30 protein-coding genes and 1 pseudogene are annotated in these 25,703 nt (G+C 42.6%); 25 read left to right on the forward strand and 6 right to left on the reverse strand.

Annotated elements, in window-relative coordinates; all coding sequences use genetic code 11:
* Positions 1–122 precede the first annotated feature (122 nt).
* The 7 genes from gcl to L1D15_RS06640 all read left to right on the forward strand — a co-directional run bounded on the left by gcl (position 123) and on the right by L1D15_RS06640 (position 7,937).
* Positions 123–1,895: a glyoxylate carboligase gene (gene gcl / locus L1D15_RS06610; RefSeq protein WP_095559998.1), complete on the forward strand. Its 1,773-nt coding sequence runs from the start codon at positions 123–125 to the stop codon at positions 1,893–1,895.
* A 59-nt stretch (positions 1,896–1,954) separates the two neighbouring features.
* Complete coding sequence (hyi, locus tag L1D15_RS06615) at positions 1,955–2,731, forward strand: hydroxypyruvate isomerase (RefSeq protein WP_006959839.1); 777 nt, start codon at positions 1,955–1,957, stop codon at positions 2,729–2,731.
* A gap of 25 nt (positions 2,732–2,756) precedes the next feature.
* Entirely contained in the window at positions 2,757–3,656 is a 900-nt protein-coding gene (locus tag L1D15_RS06620; protein ID WP_239875135.1) for a 2-hydroxy-3-oxopropionate reductase, read from the forward strand.
* Positions 3,657–3,958: 302 nt separating this feature from the next.
* A complete protein-coding gene (locus tag L1D15_RS06625) occupies positions 3,959–4,573 on the forward strand; it encodes a TetR/AcrR family transcriptional regulator (protein WP_239875074.1) in 615 nt (204 codons plus the stop codon).
* 257 nt (positions 4,574–4,830) lie between these two features.
* Positions 4,831–5,274, forward strand: a complete 444-nt coding sequence (locus L1D15_RS06630) for an STAS domain-containing protein (protein ID WP_239835689.1) — start codon at positions 4,831–4,833, stop codon at positions 5,272–5,274.
* Positions 5,261–6,283, forward strand: coding sequence for an ATP-binding protein (locus L1D15_RS06635; RefSeq protein ID WP_239875075.1), 1,023 nt, complete (start codon positions 5,261–5,263; stop codon positions 6,281–6,283). The genes L1D15_RS06630 and L1D15_RS06635 overlap by 14 nt, the downstream gene beginning before the upstream one ends.
* Positions 6,276–7,937: an EAL domain-containing protein gene (locus L1D15_RS06640; RefSeq protein WP_239875076.1), complete on the forward strand. Its 1,662-nt coding sequence runs from the start codon at positions 6,276–6,278 to the stop codon at positions 7,935–7,937. Before L1D15_RS06635 ends, L1D15_RS06640 begins: the two co-directional genes overlap by 8 nt.
* 65 nt (positions 7,938–8,002) lie before the next feature.
* Here the strand turns inward: L1D15_RS06640 and L1D15_RS06645 are convergent, their stop codons facing one another.
* Positions 8,003–9,343, reverse strand: a complete 1,341-nt coding sequence (locus L1D15_RS06645) for a sigma-54 dependent transcriptional regulator (RefSeq protein ID WP_239875077.1) — start codon at positions 9,341–9,343, stop codon at positions 8,003–8,005.
* 339 nt (positions 9,344–9,682) lie between these two features.
* On the opposite strand from L1D15_RS06645, the gene L1D15_RS06650 reads away from it, so the two are divergent.
* The 7 genes from L1D15_RS06650 (at position 9,683) to L1D15_RS06680 (ending at position 15,013) form a co-directional block, all read left to right on the forward strand.
* Positions 9,683–10,231 carry a BON domain-containing protein gene (locus L1D15_RS06650; RefSeq protein WP_345779248.1) on the forward strand — a complete coding sequence of 183 codons (549 nt, stop codon included), beginning with the start codon at positions 9,683–9,685 and terminating at the stop codon, positions 10,229–10,231.
* A 32-nt stretch (positions 10,232–10,263) separates the two neighbouring features.
* Positions 10,264–10,434 (forward strand): DUF1328 family protein, encoded by a 171-nt coding sequence (locus L1D15_RS06655; protein WP_172563978.1) that lies wholly within the window; start codon positions 10,264–10,266, stop codon positions 10,432–10,434.
* Positions 10,435–10,442: 8 nt separating this feature from the next.
* A complete protein-coding gene (locus L1D15_RS06660; RefSeq protein ID WP_172563977.1) occupies positions 10,443–10,640 on the forward strand; it encodes a hypothetical protein in 198 nt (65 codons plus the stop codon).
* 66 nt (positions 10,641–10,706) lie between these two features.
* Entirely contained in the window at positions 10,707–11,135 is a 429-nt protein-coding gene (locus L1D15_RS06665) for a hemerythrin domain-containing protein (RefSeq protein ID WP_172563976.1), read from the forward strand.
* A gap of 107 nt (positions 11,136–11,242) precedes the next feature.
* Positions 11,243–12,856 (forward strand): diacylglycerol kinase family protein, encoded by a 1,614-nt coding sequence (locus L1D15_RS06670; RefSeq protein WP_239875079.1) that lies wholly within the window; start codon positions 11,243–11,245, stop codon positions 12,854–12,856.
* A gap of 40 nt (positions 12,857–12,896) precedes the next feature.
* Positions 12,897–13,811: a mechanosensitive ion channel family protein gene (locus tag L1D15_RS06675; protein WP_239875080.1), complete on the forward strand. Its 915-nt coding sequence runs from the start codon at positions 12,897–12,899 to the stop codon at positions 13,809–13,811.
* Positions 13,812–14,449: 638 nt separating this feature from the next.
* Positions 14,450–15,013: a porin family protein gene (locus tag L1D15_RS06680; RefSeq protein WP_238853194.1), complete on the forward strand. Its 564-nt coding sequence runs from the start codon at positions 14,450–14,452 to the stop codon at positions 15,011–15,013.
* Positions 15,014–15,237: 224 nt separating this feature from the next.
* On the opposite strand, the gene L1D15_RS06685 is transcribed toward L1D15_RS06680, so the two are convergent.
* Positions 15,238–15,648: a hypothetical protein gene (locus tag L1D15_RS06685; RefSeq protein WP_239875081.1), complete on the reverse strand. Its 411-nt coding sequence runs from the start codon at positions 15,646–15,648 to the stop codon at positions 15,238–15,240.
* A 57-nt stretch (positions 15,649–15,705) separates the two neighbouring features.
* A complete protein-coding gene (locus tag L1D15_RS06690; protein WP_239875082.1) occupies positions 15,706–16,128 on the reverse strand; it encodes a DUF2383 domain-containing protein in 423 nt (140 codons plus the stop codon).
* 303 nt (positions 16,129–16,431) lie between these two features.
* Between L1D15_RS06690 and L1D15_RS06695 the strand changes: the two genes are divergently transcribed.
* The 9 genes from L1D15_RS06695 (at position 16,432) to L1D15_RS06735 (ending at position 23,084) form a co-directional block, all read left to right on the forward strand.
* Positions 16,432–16,680 (forward strand): hypothetical protein, encoded by a 249-nt coding sequence (locus L1D15_RS06695; RefSeq protein WP_172563972.1) that lies wholly within the window; start codon positions 16,432–16,434, stop codon positions 16,678–16,680.
* A 28-nt stretch (positions 16,681–16,708) separates the two neighbouring features.
* Positions 16,709–17,185 (forward strand): hypothetical protein, encoded by a 477-nt coding sequence (locus tag L1D15_RS06700; protein WP_238853192.1) that lies wholly within the window; start codon positions 16,709–16,711, stop codon positions 17,183–17,185.
* On the forward strand, positions 17,172–17,387 hold the full coding sequence (locus L1D15_RS06705; protein WP_239875083.1) for a hypothetical protein: 216 nt from the start codon (positions 17,172–17,174) through the stop codon (positions 17,385–17,387). The genes L1D15_RS06700 and L1D15_RS06705 overlap by 14 nt, the downstream gene beginning before the upstream one ends.
* A 93-nt stretch (positions 17,388–17,480) precedes the next feature.
* Positions 17,481–18,506 carry an AI-2E family transporter gene (locus L1D15_RS06710; RefSeq protein ID WP_239875084.1) on the forward strand — a complete coding sequence of 342 codons (1,026 nt, stop codon included), beginning with the start codon at positions 17,481–17,483 and terminating at the stop codon, positions 18,504–18,506.
* 193 nt (positions 18,507–18,699) lie between these two features.
* Positions 18,700–19,158, forward strand: coding sequence for an Hsp20 family protein (locus L1D15_RS06715; RefSeq protein WP_239864816.1), 459 nt, complete (start codon positions 18,700–18,702; stop codon positions 19,156–19,158).
* Positions 19,159–19,771: 613 nt separating this feature from the next.
* On the forward strand, positions 19,772–20,062 hold the full coding sequence (locus L1D15_RS06720; RefSeq protein WP_239835676.1) for a co-chaperone GroES: 291 nt from the start codon (positions 19,772–19,774) through the stop codon (positions 20,060–20,062).
* Between the two features lie 31 nt (positions 20,063–20,093).
* On the forward strand, positions 20,094–21,698 hold the full coding sequence (groL, locus tag L1D15_RS06725; protein WP_239875085.1) for a chaperonin GroEL: 1,605 nt from the start codon (positions 20,094–20,096) through the stop codon (positions 21,696–21,698).
* Between the two features lie 463 nt (positions 21,699–22,161).
* Positions 22,162–22,677 carry a GNAT family N-acetyltransferase gene (locus L1D15_RS06730; protein ID WP_239875086.1) on the forward strand — a complete coding sequence of 172 codons (516 nt, stop codon included), beginning with the start codon at positions 22,162–22,164 and terminating at the stop codon, positions 22,675–22,677.
* A gap of 35 nt (positions 22,678–22,712) precedes the next feature.
* The gene (locus L1D15_RS06735) at positions 22,713–23,084 is read left to right on the forward strand and encodes a VOC family protein (RefSeq protein WP_239875136.1); all 372 of its coding nucleotides are present in this window, start codon (positions 22,713–22,715) and stop codon (positions 23,082–23,084) included.
* A gap of 243 nt (positions 23,085–23,327) precedes the next feature.
* Here L1D15_RS06735 and L1D15_RS06740 read toward each other — a convergent pair.
* Positions 23,328–23,639, reverse strand: a pseudogene (locus tag L1D15_RS06740) (Tn3 family transposase); the annotation flags it as partial.
* Positions 23,640–23,783: 144 nt separating this feature from the next.
* Here L1D15_RS06740 and L1D15_RS06745 point away from each other — a divergent pair.
* Together L1D15_RS06745 and L1D15_RS06750 are read left to right on the forward strand one after the other, a co-directional pair.
* Positions 23,784–24,389: a DUF2913 family protein gene (locus tag L1D15_RS06745; protein ID WP_239875087.1), complete on the forward strand. Its 606-nt coding sequence runs from the start codon at positions 23,784–23,786 to the stop codon at positions 24,387–24,389.
* Positions 24,298–24,849, forward strand: a complete 552-nt coding sequence (locus tag L1D15_RS06750) for a DUF2913 family protein (RefSeq protein ID WP_239875088.1) — start codon at positions 24,298–24,300, stop codon at positions 24,847–24,849. Before L1D15_RS06745 ends, L1D15_RS06750 begins: the two co-directional genes overlap by 92 nt.
* Positions 24,850–24,859: 10 nt before the next feature.
* On the opposite strand, the gene L1D15_RS06755 is transcribed toward L1D15_RS06750, so the two are convergent.
* Both L1D15_RS06755 and L1D15_RS06760 read right to left on the reverse strand, forming a co-directional pair.
* On the reverse strand, positions 24,860–25,099 hold the full coding sequence (locus L1D15_RS06755; protein WP_239875089.1) for a hypothetical protein: 240 nt from the start codon (positions 25,097–25,099) through the stop codon (positions 24,860–24,862).
* An 18-nt stretch (positions 25,100–25,117) separates the two neighbouring features.
* Positions 25,118–25,702 carry a hypothetical protein gene (locus L1D15_RS06760; protein WP_239875090.1) on the reverse strand — a complete coding sequence of 195 codons (585 nt, stop codon included), beginning with the start codon at positions 25,700–25,702 and terminating at the stop codon, positions 25,118–25,120.
* Position 25,703 lies beyond the last annotated feature (1 nt).

Here is a 25,703-nt window from a genome sequence, read left to right on the forward strand (position 1 = left end):
GACTACTTAGGGTAAATGTTCTATGTTGAAAAAATGTTGCAAATGGGGGTTGCTATATTTAGAAATTGATTCATAGTACACAAAGTATCTTTGAATTGTATACAATTGAAATGGAGGTTCGCATGGCAAAGATGAAGGCAATCGAAGCAGCGGTAGAAGTATTGAAAAAGGAAGGCGTAGACATTGCCTTCGGCGTTCCAGGCGCTGCCATCAACCCTATGTACGCGGCAATGAAAAAGCTCGGTGGTATTGATCATGTGTTAGCACGACATGTGGAAGGTGCATCGCACATGGCGGAGGGTTACACCCGTACTAATCAAGACAACATTGGTGTCTGTATCGGTACATCTGGCCCTGCAGGGACAGACATGATCACTGGCCTGTATTCAGCGTCGGCGGATTCCATTCCAATCTTATGTATTACGGGTCAGGCACCAAGAGCCCGTCTACACAAAGAAGATTTTCAGGCGGTGGATATTGAATCCATTGCGAAACCAGTCACCAAATGGGCAACAACGGTTCTAGAGCCCGCTCAGGTGCCGCGTGCTTTCCAGCAGGCATTCCACCTAATGCGTTCTGGTCGTCCGGGTCCGGTTCTAATCGACCTTCCACTTGATGTTCAGTTAACGGAAATTGAATTCGACATCGACACCTATGAGCCGCTAGAAGCGTATCAACCAAAAGCGACACGTGCGCAGGTTGAGAAAGCGATGGCGATGATGTGTGAGTCACAAAACCCAGTCATCGTATCAGGTGGTGGTGTAATCAACGCTGGTGCGGAAGAGCTACTGCAACAGTTCGCTGAAATCACTGGCGTGCCTGTTATCCCAACCTTGATGGGCTGGGGCTCCATTGCGGATGACCACGAACTGATGGCCGGTATGGTGGGCTTGCAGACTGCGCACCGCTATGGCAACGCGACTATGCTGGAATCGGATTTCGTGTTCGGTATTGGTAACCGTTGGGCCAACCGCCACACTGGTTCACTGGATGTCTACACCAAGGGCCGCAAGTTTGTTCACGTCGATATTGAACCAACTCAAATTGGCCGCGTGTTTTGTCCGGATCTTGGTATCGTTTCTGACGCCAAAGCAGCGCTGGAATTGCTGGTTGAAGTGGCTCGTGAGTGGCGTGATGCTGGCAAACTGCCTAATCGTGGCGCTTGGGTGGCGGAATGTCAGCAGCGTAAATCGAGCATGCTGCGTAAGACGCACTACACTGACGCGCCAATCAAACCAATGCGTGTTTATGAAGAGATGAACAAAGCCTTTGGCCGCGATACTTGTTATGTCAGCACTATCGGCCTGTCTCAGATTGCAGCGGCGCAGTTCCTTCACGTTTACAAACCACGCCACTGGATCAACTGTGGTCAAGCAGGTCCGCTTGGCTGGACAACACCAGCGGCTCTAGGCGTACGTGCCGCGGATCCAAACCGCGACATCGTGGCAATCTCGGGAGACTACGACTTCCAGTTCATGATTGAAGAATTGGCGGTAGGCGCTCAGTTTAACCTGCCATACATCCACGTATTGGTGAACAACTCCTATCTAGGTTTGATTCGTCAGGCGCAGCGCCAGTTCGATATCGACTACTGTGTTCAGTTGGCGTTTGAAAACCAAAATGCGCCAGAGCTTGATGGCTACGGTGTTGACCACGTGACGGTAGTTGAAGGCTTAGGTTGTAAAGCGATTCGTGTCACTGACCCAGAACAGATGCAAGCTGCGTTTGCACAAGCGAAAGAGCTGATGAACAAACACAAAGTACCTGTTGTGGTGGAAGTGATTCTTGAGCGCGTGACCAACATTGCTATGGGTGTAGAGATTGATGCCATCAACGAGTTCGAATCTCTGGCAGACAGCATCGACGACGCACCAACCGCGCTAGCCAATCAATAATCTGTTTATTGCAAAATACTGAAGCAGCCCTAAAGGGCTGCAAGAAAAAGGACATCACTATGGCAAAGTTTGCTGCAAATTTATCCATGTTATTTACCGAGGTTGATTTCCTTGAGCGCTTCGACGCCGCTGCTCAGGCTGGATTCAGCGGTGTGGAATACCTCTTCCCTTACGCATTTGATGCTGAGCAAATCAAACAGAAGCTGGAGCAAAACAACCTGACACAGGTGCTGTTCAACCTTCCGGCGGGTGATTGGGATGCTGGCGACCGCGGCATTGCGTGTGACCCGTCACGCATCGAAGAGTTTCAGTCTGGTGTTGCGTTAGCCATTCAGTACGCCAAGGTGCTGGGCAATACGCAGGTCAACTGTCTGGCGGGGATTACCCCGGCTGGTGTCAGCCAACAGGATGCGCATGCAGCCTTTGTCATTAACCTCAGATACGCCGCTCAAGCATTGCAGGAAGCGGGGCTTCGACTGGTTATTGAAGCGATCAACACTCGTGATATTCCGGGCTTTTTCCTCAACACTACTGAGCAGGCCAAAGCAGTGATTAAAGAAGTGGGCAGTGACAATCTGTTCATTCAGTACGACATCTACCACATGCAGATCATGGAAGGGGATTTAGCGCCAACCATGAGTGCCAACATCGGCCAGATCGCCCACGTGCAGCTGGCAGACAACCCAGGCCGTCATGAACCGGGAACGGGTGAGATTAACTACCCGTTTGTCCTCAAACATCTGGATGAACTGGGTTACCAAGGTTGGGTGGGCTGTGAATACAAGCCAAAAACCACCACAACTGAAGGCTTAGATTGGCTAAACCTATACCGCTAAGTGCGGTTAACGTTACGGAGAATATATTATGAAAATTGCATTTATCGGCACAGGTATCATGGGTAAGCCAATGGCGATCAACCTGCAAAAAGCGGGTCACGACATTGTTCTATCTGATCATTTCAACCCACCACCGGTTGAATTAGTAGAGGCTGGTGCACTGGTTTGTCATTCACCAGCAGAAGCGACCCGTCTGGCAGACGCAATTATCCTGATGGTGCCAAATACACCGCAGGTGGAAGATGTGCTGTTCGGCGAGAACGGTGTTGAAGCTGGCTTAAACGAAAGTGGTGCAGCAGGCAAACTGGTTATCGACATGAGCTCGATTTCACCAATCGCCACCAAGGCGATCGCAGCACGTGTCAACGAAAGTGGCGCGCAATATCTTGATGCGCCAGTATCAGGCGGTGAAGTGGGTGCTATTAATGCGTCACTGAGCATCATGGTTGGTGGTGAGCAATCGGCGTTTGATAAAGCGCTTCCTCTGTTTGAGGTGATGGGTAAAAACATCACGCTAGTCGGTGAAAATGGTGCGGGTCAGACGTGTAAAGTCGCGAACCAAATCATTGTTGCGTTGAACATCGAAGCGGTATCTGAAGCTTTAGTGTTTGCATCAAAAGCGGGTGCCGATCCAGCGCGTGTACGTCAGGCACTGCTTGGCGGTTTTGCTAATTCTAAGATTCTTGAAGTGCACGGCGAGCGCATGGTGGAAGGCACATTCGACCCAGGCTTTAAGATTACATTGCACCAGAAAGATCTAGACCTTGCGCTGACTGGCGCTAAAGAGTTGGATGTAGCACTACCAAACACCGCAAATGCTCAGGAGCTGTTTGAAGATTGTGCAGCAATGGGCGGTCAGAACTGGGATCACTCTGCGCTGATTAAAGCGATTGAGAAACGCTCAGGCCACTCAATCAGGGACTAATTCCTGTCGGGACGATGTGGATTCCTCTCCCGCATCGTTCCATGGTGTAGCGGTCCTGCTGATTCTCTCATGGCTTGAATCCGTAGTCGCTGCTCCTAAATGATTCATTACTAAATCGCGTAGCTTTTCGTCTCCTTTTATACGCGTTCCCGTCGTAAGACAGCAGGTTGGAGTTACACCTTCCTCGGGCTCCATATTGCAGGCTCCTGGTGTGCTTACTTCGGGATTTTTTATCCTCACCACTTTGTCTCTCTTAACATATTGTTTAGTATGTCGTTACACCAGATGTATAGGGAATAACAATGTCTCGTATCAGGCAGAAAAATCAGGGATTGATTATCGATGTCGCGAGTGAAGAATTTGCCACCCATGGCTACGCAGCGACAAAGATGGCGGATATTGCAAAAGCCGCAGATATCCCTAAACCTAATGTGTTCTACTACTTCAGCAGTAAAGACAAGCTCTATTATGCCGTGCTCCAGACGGTGACTCAGCCGTTGCTGGAAGCCTCACGCCCAATTGAAGAACTTGACGATCCAGTCGAAGCCTTAACTCAATACATTGAAGCTAAGCTGCGTATTTCGCGCGACCACCCACACGCGTCTAAAGTGTTCGCTAATGAAGTGATGTCCGGTGCTAAGGTGTTGCCAGAAGACATCAGGCAGGAGCTGTTCAAGCAGTCACAGATGATTTTGGATAAGTTCGCGACCTGGAGTGAAGAAGGGCTGATGGATAAAGTCCCTGCACACCACTTGATGTTCACCATCTGGGCAGCGACGCAGACATACGCTGATTTCAGCTGGCAGATCTGTAACGTTATGCAGAAAGATACGCTGGATAATGATGACTACCAACAAGCCGCGGAATTCATCACCCAGCTAGTGATTAAGGGTTGCGGGGTGACGGGTAAAGCCTAACTATTTTCATCGCAGTTTTCATCGCAGTTTTCATCGCAGTGGTGTCCGATATTATCTCTGAGGCTGATTTGACTGCCTCCTCTTTTGATTCCTCAATGTTTTATAAAACATATTGCTTATGGGGTTGTTTGCGCTACTTTAGAAGTAGGGAATTAAATTTCCCAAGTTAAGTTGTGTATCCAGATAGGCTGAGAGTCATTTGGATCTCCGAGGCTATCAGGAATAGCAGTCACAGGTCAGTTGGTAGGAGAAATGTTATGGATAACATAGCCATTAGTCGTAAACAGTTAGGTGGTGAGTCCCCCATGGTGGCCTCTGAAGTGTTTGATAGCTGTATTTATACGGGGTTATTTGGAACGATAGACTCAGCTCGGATGGAAGCGATCACCGCTAAGCTGACGGATATGGTTGAGTCATCAAACAGCGACTTTGTTGTTATAGACTTGTCCAATGTCGATGCAATAGACACATCGGTAGCGTCACAGCTAGTGCGTGCGGCTGATACCATAGTTTTAGTTGGGGCGAAGCCCGTGTTCTGTGGCTTAAGAGGCGTCATCGCAAGAACCATGTCAAGCGCTGGTGTTGCTTTAGGCCGCCATCTGATAGTACGAGATTTAAAAGCGGCAACGAAATTTTGCATCCAAGAATCTGGTTACGCTCTGGTACCGACGGCCCCTACTCGTAGTAATGAAGAATATTGAGCAATGCATTTATCCATTCTCAAATGAAGTGGAAGCGTACCTTATCGCATCACATTGTAAGATGCATGCGTTAGAAATTGGAATCTCTGATTACCAAGCCAGCCTTTTTAATGCAGCGGTTTCTGAAATAACCATTAATGCGGTTCGTTACGCTTCAGGTGGGTATATGTTTATATCCAGCACTTCTAACCATTTAGGAATTGAGGTCACCATTGAAGATAACGGTCAAGGTATTGCTGATCTCTCACAAGCGCTAATGGATGGCTATTCAACGTTTAAAGACCAAAGCTTAGGTCTCGGTCTAGGGGTGGCAAAACGCTGTTCTGATGAAATGGTCATTAATAAATCAGACGAAACGGGAACCTCGATTACGCTGCGAAAGTTTTTACCTGTCTCAGAAGATGATATTTTAGTGAGGGCGATCTCCTATCCTGCAGTGAATCAGATTCACAATGGCAATGCTTATGTTGTAAAGCAATACCACGGTGATACCTGCCTTATAGCCCTTATTGATAGCCATGATGATAACGACTTGACTCAAGAGCGTGGACGTTTGGTTGCCAATAAGCTTGCAGAGGAAATCACCCAACATATGGCTGAGCCGCTCGAAATGATCATGGATCAGTGCCTGAGCATGTTTGACCACAACGAAGACATCACCGGGCAGTTGAAACTCAGCCTGATGAGAATATGCCGTGACAATCTTGACTTCCTCGTGATGAATACCCCCCCTTTACATTGGCTGAGCTATGATGAAAGTACCTTAGTAAATGCACCGCTCTGTGAGACCAAACACTTTACTCATGGGGTGGCGAGCCATCTTCGCATTCCAAGGCCTAATCATTTTACCTGCCTGCTTCACTCTTCTGGGGTGAATATTGAACCATTAACCAACCAAGATTGGCACGAGTGGGATGTATATAACATCGCCACTACTATTTTCAACGACTGTGCATACGAAGATAAGGATGCGACTGTCATCGTTATAAGAGGGAATCGTTATGCCTAACCCATCAAAACAAACCGCTACGTTACTTGAGCTCATGTCTGGTATTGTTGGAGCAATACCTAATGGCTTGATCACTTTTTCTGAATCTGGTGAAGTTAACTTAGTAAATACGGCAGCGCTGAGCTTACTCGGGCTAGAGAATAAGAGCCCCAAAGACTTCTTGGATCGTCATTACTATAGCTTGCTTGCAGATGTTTCAGATGTAAGAGATAAAATTGATCGATTACTCCTGAGTGGTAAGCATAGTGAATTGGAAGTTAGAAACGTCGTTGTTGATGGACAAAGTCTGAATATACAGTGTTATAGCATGCTCAAAGGCGTACTGATTGTTATTAGTGAAATAAGCGATGAAACCGCTCTGCTGTATCGAGAAAATAATGATATGTTGACGCAGTTGAACAACCGACAGTTTTTTGAAACACAGTTTTTGGAACTGGTCAGTCAAACCAATCACCTCCATCAGAATGCAGCGCTGGCTTTTTTTGATATTGATAATTTTAAAACCATCAATGACTCTTTTGGTCATTCTCTGGGTGATGAAGTGTTATGCAAAATTGCCAATATCCTTAAAAGCCGAACATCAAAAGGTCAGCCTATTGCTCGTATAGGGGGCGACCAATTTGCCGTGTTACTTGATGACTATACGGTACACGAAGCGCAAGGCTTCGCCGATGACGTTAGAAAGCATATTGACGCCTATGCTTTTAACTTGGATGAGAACTCGGTCAGAATAACGGTATCAAGTGGTGTTGCCCCTTTCTATACTAACGCCGCCCCTGAGCTCACTAAGCTACTGAGTATTGCTAATACGGCATGTAAGGCAGCGAAAGACCATGGCCGCAATCGTACTCATATCATTGACGCGAAAAATGATGAGTTTGAAAGTTATATTCGGGGGGTGAAGTGGATAGAAGAGATAAACAAAGCCATCCAAGAAGAAAGGTTTGTTTTATATTGCCAAAAAATTTCGCCCATTTCAGATAACTCTGTGCCTTTTTACTATGAGGTCCTGTTGCGTCTGAAAAACGAACAAGGGGAAGTTATCTCTCCTTGTGCTTTTCTGCCTATCGCTGAACGTTATCATATGATGCCGGATATTGATCGCTATGTGATGACTGCCCTGTTTAGTTCGATGGGAAGCCGCAGTGATCGAACCTATTCAGTCAATTTGTCGGGACAGACCATTTCGGACTATAGTCTGGTCGATTTTGTCAATAAGATGCTCAACCGTTACGTATTTAATCCTCGCTGTATTATCTTTGAGGTCACTGAAACTGCTGCGATGCGTGATTTTCATGGCACAATAGAAGTGATGCACTCATTACGAGCCCTTGGCTTCCAGTTTTCACTGGATGACTTTGGCACAGGCCTTTCGTCATTCACCTATTTAAAAGAGCTTCCCTTAGATACGGTCAAAATTGATGGTTCATTTGTCCGAGATATTGAGCATGACAAGATCAGCTACCAAATGGTGAAATCTATCCATGAAATAGGCCAAGCGATGGGCTTAAAAACGGTGGCAGAATTTGTGGAAAATAAAGCCATTTATCAGTGTCTATCAGATATAGGAGTGCATTTTGCACAGGGATACTACATTCATAAGCCTGAGCCAATCACTGATATAATGAAGGTGACGGCTGCAGTCAGTGAGTAAGTAACATGCCTCGCCACCTTCAACAGAGTTGAGCTTCCCTTACTTGGAACAAGCGTATGGCTTAATTAACTCTGATACTTATCCAGCTTGTTGTAGAGCGTTTTTATGCTTATTCCTAAGTCCTCTGCGGTTTCTTTTTTGTTGCCTTCATTTTCTTGAAGAGTGTTAATAATAGCGGCCTTTTCTATTTCTTCTAGAGTCACACCAGCTGGCACTCTCTCCTCTAATGTTGTCCCTGTTTCTAAAGGAGGAGTATCAAAAATGAGATGTTCATCTTTAATCGTATCGTCCGCCAAAATGAACGCTCGCTCGACACAGTGTTTTAATTCTCTAACATTGCCAGGCCATGTATGCGCTGCGATTTTTTCTAGCGCTGAGGCTGTAATCGCTTTTGGAGCGGCTTCATTCGCATTCCGGTGAGCGATGAAATGTTTAGCAAGGCCGACAACATCACTACCTCGTTCTCTGAGAGGGGGAATATTGATAGGGAAGTGAGCTAATCTAAAATAGAGGTCTTCTCGTAAAAATTGCTCTTCAATAGCCACTTGTGGATCACGGTTTGTGGCGGCGATGATACGGGTGTTGGCAATACAGAGTGTGTTACTGCCGACTGGGCGATACTCGCCTGTTTCAAGTACTCGCAGTAGTTTGACTTGATGTTCAAGGGGCATTTCGGTGACCTCATCAAGAAATAATGTCCCGCCCTCTGCTTGCTTAAAAACACCTTGGTGCGTTCGGTTAGCGCCTGTAAATGCGCCTTTTTCATGACCAAAGAGTTCACTGTCGACTAATTCTGGGCTGATGGCGCCGCAGTTAATGGCAATAAAAGGCTGCTCCTTTCTATCACTGGCAAGGTGGATAGTCTGCGCGACGAGTTCTTTACCTGCACCGCTTTCACCAATGATCAATACGTTGGCCTCTGTTTTCGCCACTCGTCTGAGGGTGCGATACAAGTTATGCATTGGCCTTGAGGAGCCGACTAACATTCCAAATTGGTCTAAGTCGCTTGTGGATATTTTTTTCCCCTCTTCCTGCTTTTCTAGGAAGTATTGACTAAAGTCCGCTAGAGTATCGGCCAAAATTTGGATATCAACTGGCTTTCTATAATGAAAAATGGCGCCGCTTTTCATCATCATGTCTAAATTCTTATTGGGTGCACCGGAGCCGATGATGACCAAATCCAATTCTTCCAAGCCTGTGGCACTGGATAGGGCGACAAAATCATCGTTGGTGAATTGAGATACTTCAACAATAGCGGCATTGGGTTGAAGTCGTTGTAGGCTATCTATCCAGTGTTCGTTGTCATTATTGCTAATCGTGTCAAATCGTGACAACTCTTCCAGAGAGCTTATTTGAGACAATAATTTCTGATCTTTTAATTCTACGAACAGTGTTGGTAATGCCATGATTTAACTCTCTTTCAACAGTAGTGAGAGAGATGATAGCACGAGGCATAAGGAAAGAGAATGTATGGCTTTTCTTTCGCGTTTTTTGTGAATAATAATGATTTTATATTTAAAATGATAGATAAAAATCGGGCAATAATATTATGGTGTGTCACTAACTCGGACGAGATAAATATTTATATTTTTTACAAATACTCCTTGTAAATTATTCATTCTCCATCATCGGAAATATTAATATTATTTTTAGTTCTTCATATAACTCCTTTTAATTCAATGGTTTGTATTTTTGGCATGCAGTTTGCTCTAATGGTAATGCAAGTACAAAAAAGGAGATAAATGATGAAAAACATTGCAAGTAAAATTCTACTAACAACGGTTATCGCTACTTCTTCTTCTGCAGCGGTTGCAGATAGCATGTGGAAAGAAGATACGCTAGATGCTTGGATTGACGGTAAAGCAGAAACGACACTATTACTTAATTCCAATTTGAACTCTTTTGATATTAACACTTATGTTAAAGACCAGGTTGTAACTTTAACGGGCTCAGTTGAAAATCAGACAGAAAAAGCCCTTGCTGAAGAATTAGTATTAAGCCTTGATGATGTTAAGTCGGTAAATAATGAACTTACGGTCATCGATAATGAAAAAGATAAAAATAAGGAATCAACCCAGGTCTTAACGGATACCAAAATAACGGCCATTGTTAAGACTCGACTATTAATGAATACGGGAGTCAGTGGTACTGATATCGAAGTGGAAACTAAAGAAAACACTGTGGTATTAAAGGGTTCGGTGACGTCAGATACGGAACATGACCTTGCGCTATCTATTGCTCGTAATACATCCGATGTTGATAAAGTTATTGATAAGCTTGAAGTAATTCAATAATAAATTTACCAACAGATATAAGAGAGAACATTATGCTTCGCTGGGCTTTAATATTTTTTATTCTTGCCATCATAGCTGCTTTATTTGGATTTGGTGGTATAGCAGGCGCTGCAGCAACAGTAGCTAAAGTTATGTTTTATATATTTGCTATTTCGTTGCTTGTATCGGTGGTAATGAGTTTAGTAAACAAAGATAAGAGTTAGGAGTTTTTATGAATATAAGCACAGTTATTTTCCGTTTTCTATTGGCAACAGGTTTTGCTTTTACGCTTGCCGCATGTAGTGACGACGGCCCCCTAGAGCAAGCTGGAGAAAGAGCTGACGAAGCGGTAGAGGAAGCTCAAAATCAGATAGAGGACGGCTGTGAGAACGTGAAAGAGCAACTTGGTACGGAAGATCAGGACTGCTAACAAAAGGCATTAACTCACGAATTAATCATCCGAACCTCATAAAAAGAATTGAAGCAGGAGCTAGATATGAAAAACATATTTGATGTGCTTAAAGATAGCCATGAGAAGCAACGGCTTTTGATGGATGCGATACTCCAAACATCAGGTGATACTCAGGCTAGGCAAGAATTCTACTCCAGTCTTAAAGAAGAATTAACTAAGCATGCGGTCGCGGAAGAACGCCACTTCTATGCACCTTTAATAGAGAGCGATCAATCCGTTGATATGACTAGGCACGGTATCGCTGAACACCACGGTATTGATAAGGTGCTTGCTCAGCTTGATGACACCGAAATGTCTTCACCAGCTTGGCTCACACTGATGAAGACACTCAAACACAAAGTAGAGCATCATTTAGAAGAAGAAGAGCAGCGTTTCTTTCAAACGGCTGGACGAGTTTTAGACTCAGATCAGAAAGAAACTTTGGCTCGAAAATATGAGCAAGAGATGGCTTGATTCGAAGTGTCACCTAAGCTTGATAGTGAAGCGTAGGTGTTGGTTTAACAACTTGGGCCCATTTATGGGCCCGCTTTTTTAATACACAGAGAAATTAAGGCCTCACTATGTTTATCGTTAAGTACTATATACTCATTGCTATCGCTTGTTTTTCTATAGCAGCATTTGTTCCCAATGTATTATTCAGCTTACTATTGGTTTGGTCAGGGTTATCGATGTTTATCGTTAGTGCCGCCTATATCTTCGAGATGCCATCCATATTTAGAAAAAATAGTGATGGCAAAATAGCTTGGTGGATCCGGTGGGCGTTTATTCCTTTTTTTCTAGGCATTCGTTTATACAATGCTTGGGCTATTAAAAGAGATAAAGTCGATCCCATTCAGCGGGTGGGAGAAGGTTTATATGTTTCTCGACGTCTACTCCCCTCCGATTTGTCATTTCTACAATCTCAAAACATAACGTGCATTGTTGATGTCACCGCAGAGTTTTCGGGTTTAGAGAGTGCGATGACCAGCGAAGAGTTTCATTACCTCAATACCCCGGTACTCGACCATCAAGCCCCTAAGTTACGCAAGCTTAAACATGCTCTTAATTGGATAGATACTCAGATAAGCCAATCAAGGTCCGTAGTTGTTCATTGTGCACTTGGCCGTGGCCGCTCTGTGTTTGTGGTTGCAGCATACCTGTTAGCGAAAAATCCATCTCTGAGCGTGGAGCAAGTGCTCAAAAATATCAATGATGTAAGAAGCACTGCGCAGTTGAACAAAAAGCAACTAAAGGTGCTGAATGCTATCAGTGATAAGGGACTGCTCAATCTTGAAGACAAATGCTGCCTCATTGCTAACCCTGTTGCAGGTGGAGGCAAATGGCAAACGAGTGAGCAACAGGTTATTCGAGAGCTCACCCGAAAGTTCAATTTAGACATAGTGACCACCAGTAAAGAAGTATCAGCGGAATCTCTAGCCAAACAAGCAAAAGCGCGAAATGCTTCTCATATCATCGTCTCTGGCGGAGATGGCACCGTCAGCGAGGTGGCAAGACAAATTGTGGGGACAGACACGGCACTCGGAATTATCCCATTGGGTACTGCAAATGCTTTATGTCATGTGCTCTATGGTTTTGCGACAAAAGTGTCACCTGTTGAAAAGGCTTGCGAGGCTATTCTATCTGGCAAGTCTAAGAAAATGGATTTGGCGTACTGTAACGACCAGCCAATACTGCTTATTCTTGGTATTGGGTTTGAAGAGAAGATGATTGATTACGCGCATCGTGAACAGAAAAATAAAAATGGCCAACTTGCTTACTTATCGGGTTTATTTTCTGCGGTTGTGGCAGGAGAAAGTCAGTGGTTTGAAGTCACTAAGGATGGGGAGCCAGCACGAGAAGCTGAATTACAAAGCTTAGTGGTTGCCAACACGTCGCCTTTCAGTACGGTCCTTGCTCAAGGAGGTAAAGAGCCAAAACCTGATGATGGTCAATTGCATATTACCTATTTAGAAAATACCGCTTCGCTTGGGGAAAGAGCTTTAGCGCTGTCTGATGTGTTGCTTTCAAGCTTAGGCCTCAAAGAACAAGCCTCATTTTTTGACTATGAGTCTGCAAAGCAAGTCAAAATAGACTCAAATCGACCGATACACTATGTCATTGATGGAGAAAAGTTCTCCGCTGAATCACTTGAGATAAGCATCAAAAGCCAAGCTTTATCTGTTTGCATTCCATAGTCACTGATGACAGCACCAATCATGAATGAAGGACATCACCATGGAGATGAATCTCTCTTTCGACATTGAGAAATTTAACCATTTAATTGAGCAAAAGCTGGAGCATTGGCTTGTTGAAACCATCAAGTTGATTCCTAATCTTATTGTTGCGCTCTTTACGTTGTTTGCTTTTATCTTTATCGCCAACCTGGGCGGCCGATTATTTAGGAACTTGAGCAACCGAGTCGTAGATTCAAAGGAAGCGACCAACTTATTAGCATCGATTGTTAAAGTGATCATTATAACCGTTGGTTTTTTTGTCGCGTTAGACTTTGTTGGGTTGCAAGGTACGGTTACATCACTCCTAGCAGGGGCGGGTATTTTGGGGCTTGCTATTGGTTTTGCTTTTCAAGATATGACCGAAAACCTGATTTCAGGGATCACGATGAGTATCCGCAAGCCATTTAAAATAGGCGATATTGTCGAATCCAACAGCGTTATGGGGCAAGTTATTCAAATTAATTTGCGCAATACTCTTGTAGAGACGTTTTCAGGTCAGCACGTTATGATTCCAAATAAAATGGTTTTTCGTAACATATTGACGAACTACAGTCGAAAAGGTCTCAGAAAAATAGAAATTCCTGTCGGTATCTCATACGCGGACTGTCCTAATTTAGCGACCAAAGTAATAACAGAAGCTATTAATCAAAAACCTTATGTGAGTAACCCCGAAGACACAGCGGTTCATGCTGCCAGTTTCGCCGACAGTAGTATCAATTTGCTGGTATGGTTTTGGATTGATTACCCTGGCGACTTTGGTTACATGGAAGCACAAAATGACAGCATTGTAGCGATTAAGGAATCGCTGTCGGATGCTGGTATCACGATTCCGTTTCCTATTCGAACACTGGACTTTGAGGCAAAAGGAGGAGAAAGCCTATCAAGCATAGTGGCGGATAATGTCGCTAAGATGTAGCAGACGTCACCCGGCCTCTTATGGTGCTAACGGTGTTTGCTTGTGATTGTTAACCTCAGTTTGAGCCAAGCCATTGCCATCACCCTGATTTTCAGTGCTTGTGATGTTAAGCGATGGCTTTCCGGTTTTCGGCAGTACTCAATTCATTCGATTAAGTACCCTCAGATGAAACCATGCAAACACCTGTGTTGTGAACGTTTCATCTGAGGGTACTTTGCAATGGGTGATTGATGATTATCCATAATAAACCCTTTGGGCAACATAGCCCCCCTAAAAAACGACTAATAGCTTTTTGCTTTCATATTCTCACCTTAACTGGTCATTAGAGTCATCACATCTTTTTTAAAATTTCACTAAATAATAGATGGTTTCGAATCGAGTTTAGAAAATCTATGTTTATTATTTTTTGAAAAAGTTACATAACAACGAGAATATTTTTCACGGCGTTTATTTAACTTAATTTTAAAATTTTTATACAAGGTAATAAATAGACTAAATTTTGTTCTTTTATTCGGTGTTCAACCTAGTTATGTTAATTTTATGTTATTTTTAGTATGTTTTAAATGGTTTTTAAAGTTGGCATTTCTTTTGCTCTATATAAATCGATATTTCAATGAAACTTATATTAGGAGAACGAAATGAAAAGCAATGTTGTTACTTTGATTAGCCTTTTTTCTTTAGCAACCTTTAGTACTTTTTCACACGCTGCGGACTCCAATGAGCATGGCGTTTATGTGGGTGCCAACTATGGTTATTTGAAAGTTGATGGGCAAGATGACTTTGATGATGACAGCGATGCTATTCAAGGTTTAATTGGTTACCGTTTTAACCCTTACTTAGCATTAGAAGGGGGGTATATTGATTTTGGTAGCTATGGTAATAACTTAGCTAATACCGAAACAGACGGTTATACCGCTGCTCTAAAAGTTATAGCTCCTATTGCTGAGCGTGTTGATCTTTACGCAAAAGGTGGTCAAATGTGGTACACGACAGACTACAATATTGCGGGCTTCGGGGGCAGTAAAGAAGACGAAGGTGTATTCGCTGGTGCCGGTGTGGGTTTCAAAGTGACAGATCAATTCTTAATCAATGCTGAATATATGTGGTATGACGTAGAACTCAATGCAGAGAACGTTACGAATGGTGCAAGCACAGAAACAGATTTTAACCAAGCATCATTAGGTGTGGAATATCGATTCTAATTTGGTTCACAAGACCGAGTTTAATAAAATGGTGTTAGGCTCTTGATGTGTTTTATAGCAGGGTGGAGCATACTTTGATGGTTTATAATCAAAAGAAAAACTCGTACCCTGTTTTTTGCATGAAGAAAATTAATAGTAATAAAAAGCGTCAAGCCTATTTGCTTGACGCTTTTTTATTACAGCTGATCGCCTGTTTGCCTAGAAGTGGATAATATCGAACTAAACTATAAATGCTTCGCCATTTCGTCATTTTCCACTTGTAATGCGGCAACCCAGTAAGAAAAGAATGATGACAGCTTTTGGTTGTTAAATGTTCCAATCGCACTTTTCAAATAGGTGATCAATTGTCGATTGCTTTGATACATCTCGTCGTAGTTGCTAATCACAACGGACTGGCTTTCTTGCATTGAATGATTATTTTCTGTTTTTAAATCAAGGACTTTAATCTTGATTTCATTGATCATCGAACGCTCTACTTTTAAAAAACGACTCGCGGCTCTAGAGAGAGTTTGGTGCGTCCTGTATTCAACGAGCTGACAGCATGATTGATAATGCTCTTTAAGAGCGAATAATATTCTATCTATGCTTTGATGGTGCGTTGCATCGAGAGTTCTATTGTGATTTTCCACCCACATATTGTTACTCCTTCTTGTCTTAACCGTGTTTTCCATACCTGTGTAAGATTTGACTGTTCATTCCATTGACCGTAAGTCATTGATTTTATGACGACATATTTCTACTTCTCTCTTAATTGTTGTTATTTTTTGTCTCAATTCTGGCGCTTGCTTTGATAGAATTGCTATGTCGTCAATGGTTTTTTCTTCTATGCCCGACAAATGTTCCAGATAGAGGCTGTCATTTGCACTTCCTCTCTCTTCCTCTGCTTCAATGCAATATCGTCGAGCATTAATGGTGTAGCTGTCTGGAATAAGCTTGTGCGGTTTTGAAGGTTTTGAGAGCGACTTTAGTTTTAACTCAGCACACTTCTTAATCGCATATATATCAAAAAGACTTCTTTTTATATCTTTATTATCTACATTAGATATCGCTTTTTCATAAATAATATTCCCACCTTCTATTAAACTTATAACAGATGAAATGCTTTTATTTTTCATAGTGCCTCATTTAGATTTGTTCGTAATAGAAGTAAAGCATGTTACGTGCCAAATAAAATCGCCACTAAGCCCTAGATTATGGAAGAAAGAAATGCAATTTTGTAAAAGGTACAATCCTCATGGAAAATGAGTGAAAATATTACATGAATGGCACTCTTTTTATTACCGGAAAGCTCTCTAATACCATATGCGACAAGCTATTTTAAAGTTGGCATGATGTTCGCTTATCTTAGTGTAAGAAGTGATAGTAATTTTGAATGATCACTTTATTTTCTCTCATTGGATAAGTTAAGGAGATTATGTATGCCAAATGCAAATACTAAAAAAACTGATTCTAAGCAGCAGGCCGAAGAGATTTATGAGATGGCAGAAGGGGTTGCTTCAGAAGCAATAGAAAATGTGAAAAATACCGTTCAAGACACGCTCGAAGCAGGGTCTGAAACTGTAAAAAATAAAACAGAGCAAGCTGAAAACATGATTAAAGAGCGCCCACTCTTGAGCGTTGGATGCGCCTTTATTGCAGGCTGGGCTATTTCTAAGCTAATCAAATAAGCCTGAATGATGCACGAAGAGGAAAGTTATGCAGTCTAATAATATCAACGACGCACACAATGAGCCTCAACATCGCGAAGAGGAGCTTTTAGAACGAGCGATCGTTCAACTGAGAGGGCTTTTAAAAGACCTAACCGTATTCCAATCTCACACTCAACAATGGTCAATGTCGATTTTTGAGTTGTTTTCTTTGGAGTTGCGTAACACGGTTGCCGCGAGTAAAAAACTCATTGTCATTAAACTCCTCTTCGTTGCATTGCTGCCGATGTTTCTTATTAGCATCGCCGTCGGTGTTGGGGTTATGGGGTACTACTTTACTTTGAACCTTTTAGTCGGTTATAGCGCTTTCATTGCGGCGTTCAGCGTTATCCTTATGCTTTTGATACTCGGCAGCCGATATTACAAGCAATTTGTGGGTTTTGAATATACTAAAGAGCAGCTTGGGAGGTTGTGTCATGCGATCAATGAAAAAACGACAGCGGAAAATTCTAATGAAAAGGCTTGAGTGTGATAGTAAAGCTCGTCAAGTTGCACTCAGCTTAGGGCTGCTCTACTTCAAAGGAAAAAGCTTTGTACAGCAATCCCCATTTCATGCGGCAGGGTTCGCTGCGCTCGGCATGTTCGTCCTTAGCAAAGTCAAAAATCTCAGGACGCTTTTTTATGGTTATAAGCAAGCACGTCTATTAATTCATTCACTTGATAAATAATTAATAGGTTCTGGCTTAGTTATCAATGTAGTTATTCACTATTAAGTTTAGTGTTACTAAGCCAGAACCGGATCTTAATATCTGAGGAACATAATGAACGTTAAACAAGAGAATATATTAGAATATAGTTTAATGACCATTGCTCTTATAATAATGTTCATTTTCATATTACATGTTGCCAAACCGTTTTTGTTACCCGTTTTTTTTGGCGCTTTTATTTCTCTTCTATGTGGCCCCTTAGTCAATCGATTAGTGCGTTTTGGCATTCCTCGTGTCATTAATGTTATTGCTGTTTTATTAGGGCTCGTTAGCTTCATTGTTTTGAGTTTAAATCTGTTAAGTGAGCCCGCTCAGCAATGGTGGTCTAAGCTGCCAATGTTAATTCAGAATGTTTCTAATGAAGTCAGTGAAGCGGCTGAAAGTAGTGAGTTAGGTGACAAGGGTGACTTCACTCTCGGTAGCACAGTGGCTAATGATGGGCTCACAAGCAATACCTCATTTTCCATCATTAAATCAGTACTCACTACAACTCCAACGATAGTCACACAATTAATGGTCGCGCTTTTTATGGCGTACTTCATGATGAGTTATGGACGTCAGATATATTCTCAAAGCTTATCTTTGTTCACACGATTTTCCGATAAACGTAAGGTGGTTGAGCTTGTGAAGGTGGTTCAAACCGATCTTTCTCGATATATAAGCTCTATTACGATCATCAATGTGTGCTTAGGAGTGGTTGTTGGCTGTGTATTCTACATGATGGGATTAAAAGACCCGTTTCTGTGGGGAGCATTTGCTGGCTTGATGAACTATATCCCTTATCTTGGGCCAATGGTTTCAGTGACCTGTTTTGCCTTGGTTTCCTTTTTGCAGTTTGAGTCTCTAAGTTACTCATTGACGGTCGCTTCGCTCTTTTTGGCAATCAATCTTATAGAGAGTCAATTGGCGACACCGACTCTACTTGGTAAAAGATTTAGTTTAAACCCCCTAATTTTGTTTGTGTGGTTAGTCTTTTGGGGATGGTTATGGGGAGCGATGGGAATGCTGATGGGAGGACCGCTGCTGGTACTTATCAATGTTATTTTAAGTAAAGTAAGTCGTCCGCAGCTTACTACTTAGATAATCATATTGGTGCCATCGTTACAAACCATCAGAATATAACATCTGGTTATATTCTTATGAAAAAAATATATTTTACGATACTTGAATAGAGGGCGAAGAGTTAATATAAATATTGGTGAGGTTAAGTTACCAAAGTAATTAGCCTCTTCATTTTGATTGAATAATTAATGTTGCTTCTTAGGAGGATATTATGAACTCAATTGATCTTACCCCACTATACCGCACAACGATTGGCTTTGATCGAGTCGCTTCATTGCTTAACAGCGCACTAACTTCTGATCCAATCCCTAGCGGTTACCCTCCATACAATATCGAAATGTTGGGTGAGGGCGAATACAGCATCACACTTGCCGTTGCTGGCTTTTCTCAGGACGATATCGATATTCAGGTAGAAAATGGTTTGCTGACTATCAAAGGGAATAAAGAATCTTCCAAGGATGATGATCAAAGCAAAATGCTTTATCAAGGCATTGCTAATCGTTCATTTGAACGACGCTTTAACCTAGCTGAGTATGTAGAAGTGACCGATGCTACCATGAAAGATGGTTTGCTGGCTGTATATCTCAAAAAAGAAATACCGGAGGCGATGAAGCCGAAACGTATCGAGATTCAGTCACATGATAATAATGTCATTGAACATAAGAAATGACCGTAACTTGGGCTGTGCTAGTGCACAGCCCAAATTAGAGTCTGTGTAAAACATATGATGTTTGCAAGGAGGAAAGGATGAATATTTGCCCATCTTGTAAAACTGAAATGATATTAAGAAATGGTGTACAGGTTTGCCCAAGGCATGAAATAGGTGACTGTACATTTGAAGTATTTGGTACTTCAGACAACAAACCTCACTTTAGGATACAACCAGAACTTAGATATCCGCCTTATGCTTCTGCTACTTACTGTCCTAGGCCTACTCAACATGGTATGAGAAGTTAAAATTTTGAAGCGTTACAGGCGGCACTTATTGTCGCCTATGCGCGTTAATATCCTTCTGCTCAATCCCTTTCTTCTGAACTTATTCTCGCTTTTCTAAATATGCCATCATTGATTGTATTGTTTAGGTAAATCATCCTTTTTAACTGAAGGGCTGTGGTTAATAGATAATATTTATTATGACGATAAAAATTTTTTATTAAAAATGGCCCTTGAAGTCGTATCTAGTGACCTTATTTATTTTACCGAAAGCGAGTCAAAGGCTCGTTGTTTCAGTCAATTGTCTTAACCTGTTTTATTTTTGTATTCAATATAGGAGGTGTTTCAATATGAAAATTCGTCCTTTAAATGACAAGTTACTTGTTGAACGGCAAGAGGTCGAAAATAAATCTGAAGGTGGGATTGTACTTACTTCCCAGTCGGTCAAGAAATCTAACCGAGGCAAAGTGATTGCTGTTGGATTGGGTAAACGCCTAGAAAATGGTGATCGTGCGTCGATGGATATCAAGACTGGTGATCAGATCATCTTCAATGATGGCTACGGTGTTAAAACCGAGAAAATTGATGGGCAAGAGTATTTGATTTTGTCCGAGTCTGATGTGTTAGCAATTGTTGAGTAATGGTTGGTAGTAGTTTTTGAGGAGATAAATCATGGCTGCAAAAGAAGTACTATTTGCAAATGACGCACGTCAAAAAATGCTCAAGGGAGTTAACCTACTGGCAGATGCTGTGAAGGTGACGCTCGGTCCTAAAGGCCGCAATGTTGTTTTAGATAAATCGTTCGGAGCTCCGACAATCACTAAAGATGGCGTATCTGTCGCGAAAGAGATTGAACTAGAAGATAAGTTCGAAAATATGGGCGCGCAGATGGTTAAGCAAGTGGCTTCGAAAGCTAATGATGAAGCTGGTGATGGTACCACGACCGCAACTGTATTGGCGCAAGCGTTTATTAATGAAGGACTGAAAGCGGTTGCCTCTGGCATGAACCCAATGGACTTGAAGCGTGGTATTGATAAAGCGACTGAATCTGCAGTGGCTAAGTTACGTGAAATGTCTAAGCCGTGTAGTGATAAAGAATCCATTACTCAAGTGGGCAGTATTTCCGCGAACAGTGATCGTGCTATTGGTGAGATCATTGCAGAAGCCATGGAAAAAGTAGGTCGTAATGGTGTGATTACGGTTGAAGAAGGGCAGGGCTTAGATAATGAGTTGTCTGTGGTTGAAGGTATGCAGTTCGATCGCGGTTACCTGTCGCCTTACTTCATTACCAACCAAGACAATGGCACAGTTGAGCTCGATAATCCGTATATTTTGTTGGTGGACAAAAAAGTCAGCAACATTCGCGAGTTGCTGCCAGTCCTTGAAGCGGTCTCACAAGCCTCTCGCTCGCTATTAATTATTGCTGAAGATATTGAAGGCGAGGCGCTAGCTACGTTAGTTGTGAACAACATGCGTGGCATTGTTCGTGCTACAGCGGTGAAAGCGCCAGGTTTTGGCGATAACCGTAAAGCGATGATGGAAGACATTGCGATTCTAACGGCAGGTACAGTGATTTCTGAAGAGATTGGGCTTGAGTTAGAAAAGGCAACGCTAGAGCAGTTAGGCTCAGCGAAGAAAGTGACCATCACGAAAGATACGACCACCATTGTCGGTGGTACGGCTGATGCTAGTGCTATTTCGGATCGTGTTGCATTAATTGAAAAACAAATCGAAACGACCACTTCTCAATATGATAAAGACAAGCTTCAACAACGTATCGCGAAGCTTTCTGGTGGTGTCGCAGTGATCAAGATCGGTGCGGCAACTGAAGTTGAGATGAAAGAGAAGAAAGATCGTGTTGATGACGCGTTACATGCAACTCGTGCTGCGGTTGAAGAAGGCATTGTTGCTGGTGGTGGTGTTGCCTTGACCAAGATAGCAAAAGAGCTTGCTGAGCTTCAGGGTGACAATGACGATCAAAATATGGGAATACGTGTTGCCATTCGAGCTATGGAAGAACCTCTTCGTCAAATTGCTGTTAATGCCGGAGATGAAGCGTCTGTCGTCGCCAATGCAGTGAAAGACGGTGACTCGACTTATGGCTACAACGCTGCAAGTGGTGAATATGGCAATATGATTGATATGGGTATCCTTGACCCAGCGAAAGTCACTCGCTCTGCCCTGCAGTTTGCTGCCTCAGTCGCGGGTCTGATGATCACGACTGAAGCAATGGTCTCTGATCTTGCTGAAGACAAAGATCTAGAAAACAAGCTGTAAATAGTGATCTAATCACTTTCGCTAATATCAGCGGGCTCTTCGGAGCCTGCTGAAACACCCGTTGGAGGTAAGTGTTATGATTCGTTTGCCAGCGTTTACTTTCTCAGTCTCTGAATCAAACAGTAGAGAGTCGTCATCAACATGGCCGGCTAGTGTGAGCTTTCCCCTTGTTCCTTCTGGGCAAGAGTTTTCTATAATGAACTCATTACCGCAAAAGTCGGCTTTGAGGATCTTAACTTTAACTATTGATCTATCGCAGATAATGAACAGTAAACAAGGTGAGAGAATCATTCATTAGACCATACAGCCAACACTCCGTTGGCTGTATTTGTGTAAGCTGCGTTCGTGTTCATTAGCTGCCTACCTTTCTTTCCATTATAAGTTGACTATTTCTGGTACCTTCCTCTCATGCTTGATATGTTTTTAATCAAGCTGAACTTTTACAATGTAAATAAGGTACGCAATGCAACCCTCCATACAAACGAGCAGATTAATCCTCAGACCTTTTCGGCTATCAGATAGCGAGAGAGTGGCCCGCTTAGCTGGTGAAAAAGTGATTGCGGAGATGACGGCTAATATCCCTCATCCGTATGAATCGAACATGGCTGTTGAATGGATAAAGGATCACGCTCACCAGTTTGCGCAGAAGACGGCCATTATATTTGCCATTACTTATAAGGGCTGTGATGACATTATTGGTGCAGTCAGCTTCCCAAGTTTAAAACAAGGGGTGGGTATTCTGGGTTATTGGCTAGGTACATCATATTGGAGCCAAGGTATTGCACATGAAGCGTCAAAGGCTTTGATTGACTATGCTAAACAACACTGGAATCTTGTGGAGGTTGAAGTACAGCATTTAGTGCATAATCAGCGTTCACAATCCGTCATTCAAAAGCTGGGCATTGAGTATCAAGGGGAACGGTGTGTGGATATTCATGGTGAAAAGCGCCAAGTATGTGTGTATCGTTCATTCGTCTAGTCTTGCACTGAAGACGGGTTAAGTAGGAAAAGATAATTATGATCAGCCATATTGACCACCTCGTCCTTACCGTATCGAATATTGATGCTTCGGTTGATTTCTATCGCCGGGTATTGCTGATGGAAGAAGTCACTTTTTCTGGTGGCCGTAAAGCGCTGAAGTTTGGTCGCCAGAAAATTAACCTTCAACTATTAGGCCAAGAAACTCGCAACAATGCTCGGGTAGGCTCTGGCGATCTTTGTTTAATCACCAACTGGGCAATCAATGATGTGATTACTCACTTACATCGCCTAGATGTTGAGATAGTGGAGGGGCCAGTCGAAAAATCAGGTGCGACAGGTGCCATTACCTCCATCTACTTTCTCGATCCAGATAGTAATCTGATTGAGGTGAGTACCTACCAATAAGTCTCCGTCTCCGAGCGTGTGGATCAATTATTGACGTGTAAGTCTAGGCATAACGAGCCTTCCCGTTGCTGTTTCGCTAATTCCACACACTTTAAAAGGTGAAGAGCAATAAAAATCCCCTGTGTGATGTTCATCTCGTTTATGGGGTTTGAGCACCAATGGAACAGAAAACAACGTTAAGAGGGTTAAGTATTTGTTCTAAGAGGAAATGTTTTTTGTTTAAGAGTGTGCTCTGTTTGAATTTTAAGATTTCTTTGCTAAGTAAAGCGGCCTACTCTCCCCCTGTAAAATGCTTGGTGAAACGTTGAATGAATACTGACCCAGCATATTAATATGTCGAGTCATTAAAGGTGATATACGTCCGATGTCTTCATTATTGACGTTTTCGTGCTTGTTGACATGATCCACCGCTTCTTGTAGATAAATCGAGTTCCATAAGATGACAGCATTGGTGACCAACCCGAGCGCACTTAACTGATCTTCCTGACCTTCTCTGTATTTCTTGCGGATTTCACCGCGTTTTCCATGGCAAATATTTCTTGCGATTGCATGACGGCATTTCTTGAATAATGGAAAGATGGTAAACTTTGACTGATTATTAAGCTATTTGTTCCGTTGATATAGACCTATATTGCTGATACTAAAAGAGTTCTGTAGTAACTCACGTGTTGAGATACAACGTTCACTAAGCATGGTGATGTGGTATTAGTCATTCTATATCAGTTGAAGGTTCTGACTTATCTGTCTGTTGTTATGCAAATTAGAAAAGACTTTGATTATTATCGCTGTTTACACTCTACGGTGACCCACGCATTACTTTATCTTCTTATTCACGTCTCATCGAGTCAGCGTCATTTACCAACCTCAAAGCGTAATGAGCTACTCATCAAGTACTTAAAACCGAAATTGAAAGAGCGCCAACATACGATAATTAAAAAGGGCATCAAGTTGATGATAAATGTGGCTCGCCAGAAAGGAGGCAACTTGGAGAGAAAACTCTATGAGCTCAATGATAAGGCTAAACAAACCAAAGTGGCAGGGGCTGAAAAACTCTATTCACTCTTGGTATTTCTTTATGAGCGGGAAGGGCTAGAATCTCGTTTATTCGATGAACAACAGCAAGTAGAAAAGGGCGTGCTCTATATGCTGGAAGAACATATAGAGCTTGGGTTTGATGCTGACAATAACCAAATCGCTCCCCTTTCTTTATTGATTGAGTCNACACTCTACGGTGACCCACGCATTACTTTATCTTCTTATTCACGTCTCATCGAGTCAGCGTCATTTACCAACCTCAAAGCGTAATGAGCTACTCATCAAGTACTTAAAACCGAAATTGAAAGAGCGCCAACATACGATAATTAAAAAGGACATCAAATTGATGATAAATGTGGCTCGCCAGAAAGGAGGCAACTTGGAGAGAAAACTCTATGAACTCAATGATAAGGCTAAACAAACCAAAGTGGCAGGGGCTGAAAAACTCTATTCACTCTTGGTATTTCTTTATGATCAAGAAGGGCTAGAATCTCGTTTATTCGATGAACAACAGCAAGTAGAAAAGGGCGTGCTCTATATGCTGGAAGAACATATAGAGCTTGGGTTTGATGCTGACAATAACCAAATCGCTCCCCTTTCTTTATTGATTGAGTCAGAAAGAGCGCCTGAGCTCGTAACCGTGATCAACTCACAYGGATGCTTTATCGCGGAGATGAAAGAGTGGAATGTAATCACCAGTCAAGCCCACATTCTTATTCATCCGGTGTAAATCAATGTCATCACTGGATAAGATCAATAGCAACACCAACAATCGCATATATACCAAGAACCACCAAAGATACGATGGCGGTTATTGCTGTGGTACGGATCCATTTTAGTTCTTCACGCCTCATCAATAACTGCCGACGAAGAAATTCACCTTCCATTTTGTTGCGTTGCCAGCTATTTTCTTGAGCTTCACCGTACATTGATGCCAACTCATCGTCAGTGAGTTCATGTGGAAGTTTAGGCATTTCCATCGCCCTCCTTATATTGGGTCACAAAAATTTTTCTGCAACAGCACGTTTTCCCTTCGGATCAGAAGATTCTAACAAGTCCTGCTCTGGATAATAGAAGCCTGTCACGGATAAGTCGGTATCACCAATATCACCGATTTGTACTTTAACAGAAAGCTCAGTACCGTCATCCCAAGTATTTCTGATTGTTGCTTTACAAATTTCTCCGTGAAGCTCGAACTCAAACTGTTCATTGCTAGGCTGGTAATTTTTGACCGCAATACGAATTAGCGTTTGACCAATTTTATCTCGCTTTTTCTGAGATAGCATATCTAAAGACCATTCTTTAATTGGTCCATACATCCCACTGTTATTTAAAGCATCGAGAATTTTTCTCATGTGCCCGCCCGTGTACTGATTCACGAACAGCGATGAACGAGAGCCATGTGGAGTACCCCAAATGCAGCTCCTCATATTCCACCATGTTTCAGCTACTTCAGCACAACGTGCATGCTTGACAATATCTTGTACGTACCAAGCTAATGCATCACGGCTGCGGATTGGCCCATCTGCTTCGAGCTCAACTTGCGTTGCTTCAACAACAGGATAAGCCGTATCTGAGTACAAC

The sequence above is a fragment of the Vibrio sp. Isolate25 genome (assembly GCF_022398025.1).
In the GTDB taxonomy this organism is placed as follows: Bacteria; Pseudomonadota; Gammaproteobacteria; order Enterobacterales; family Vibrionaceae; genus Vibrio; species Vibrio coralliilyticus_A.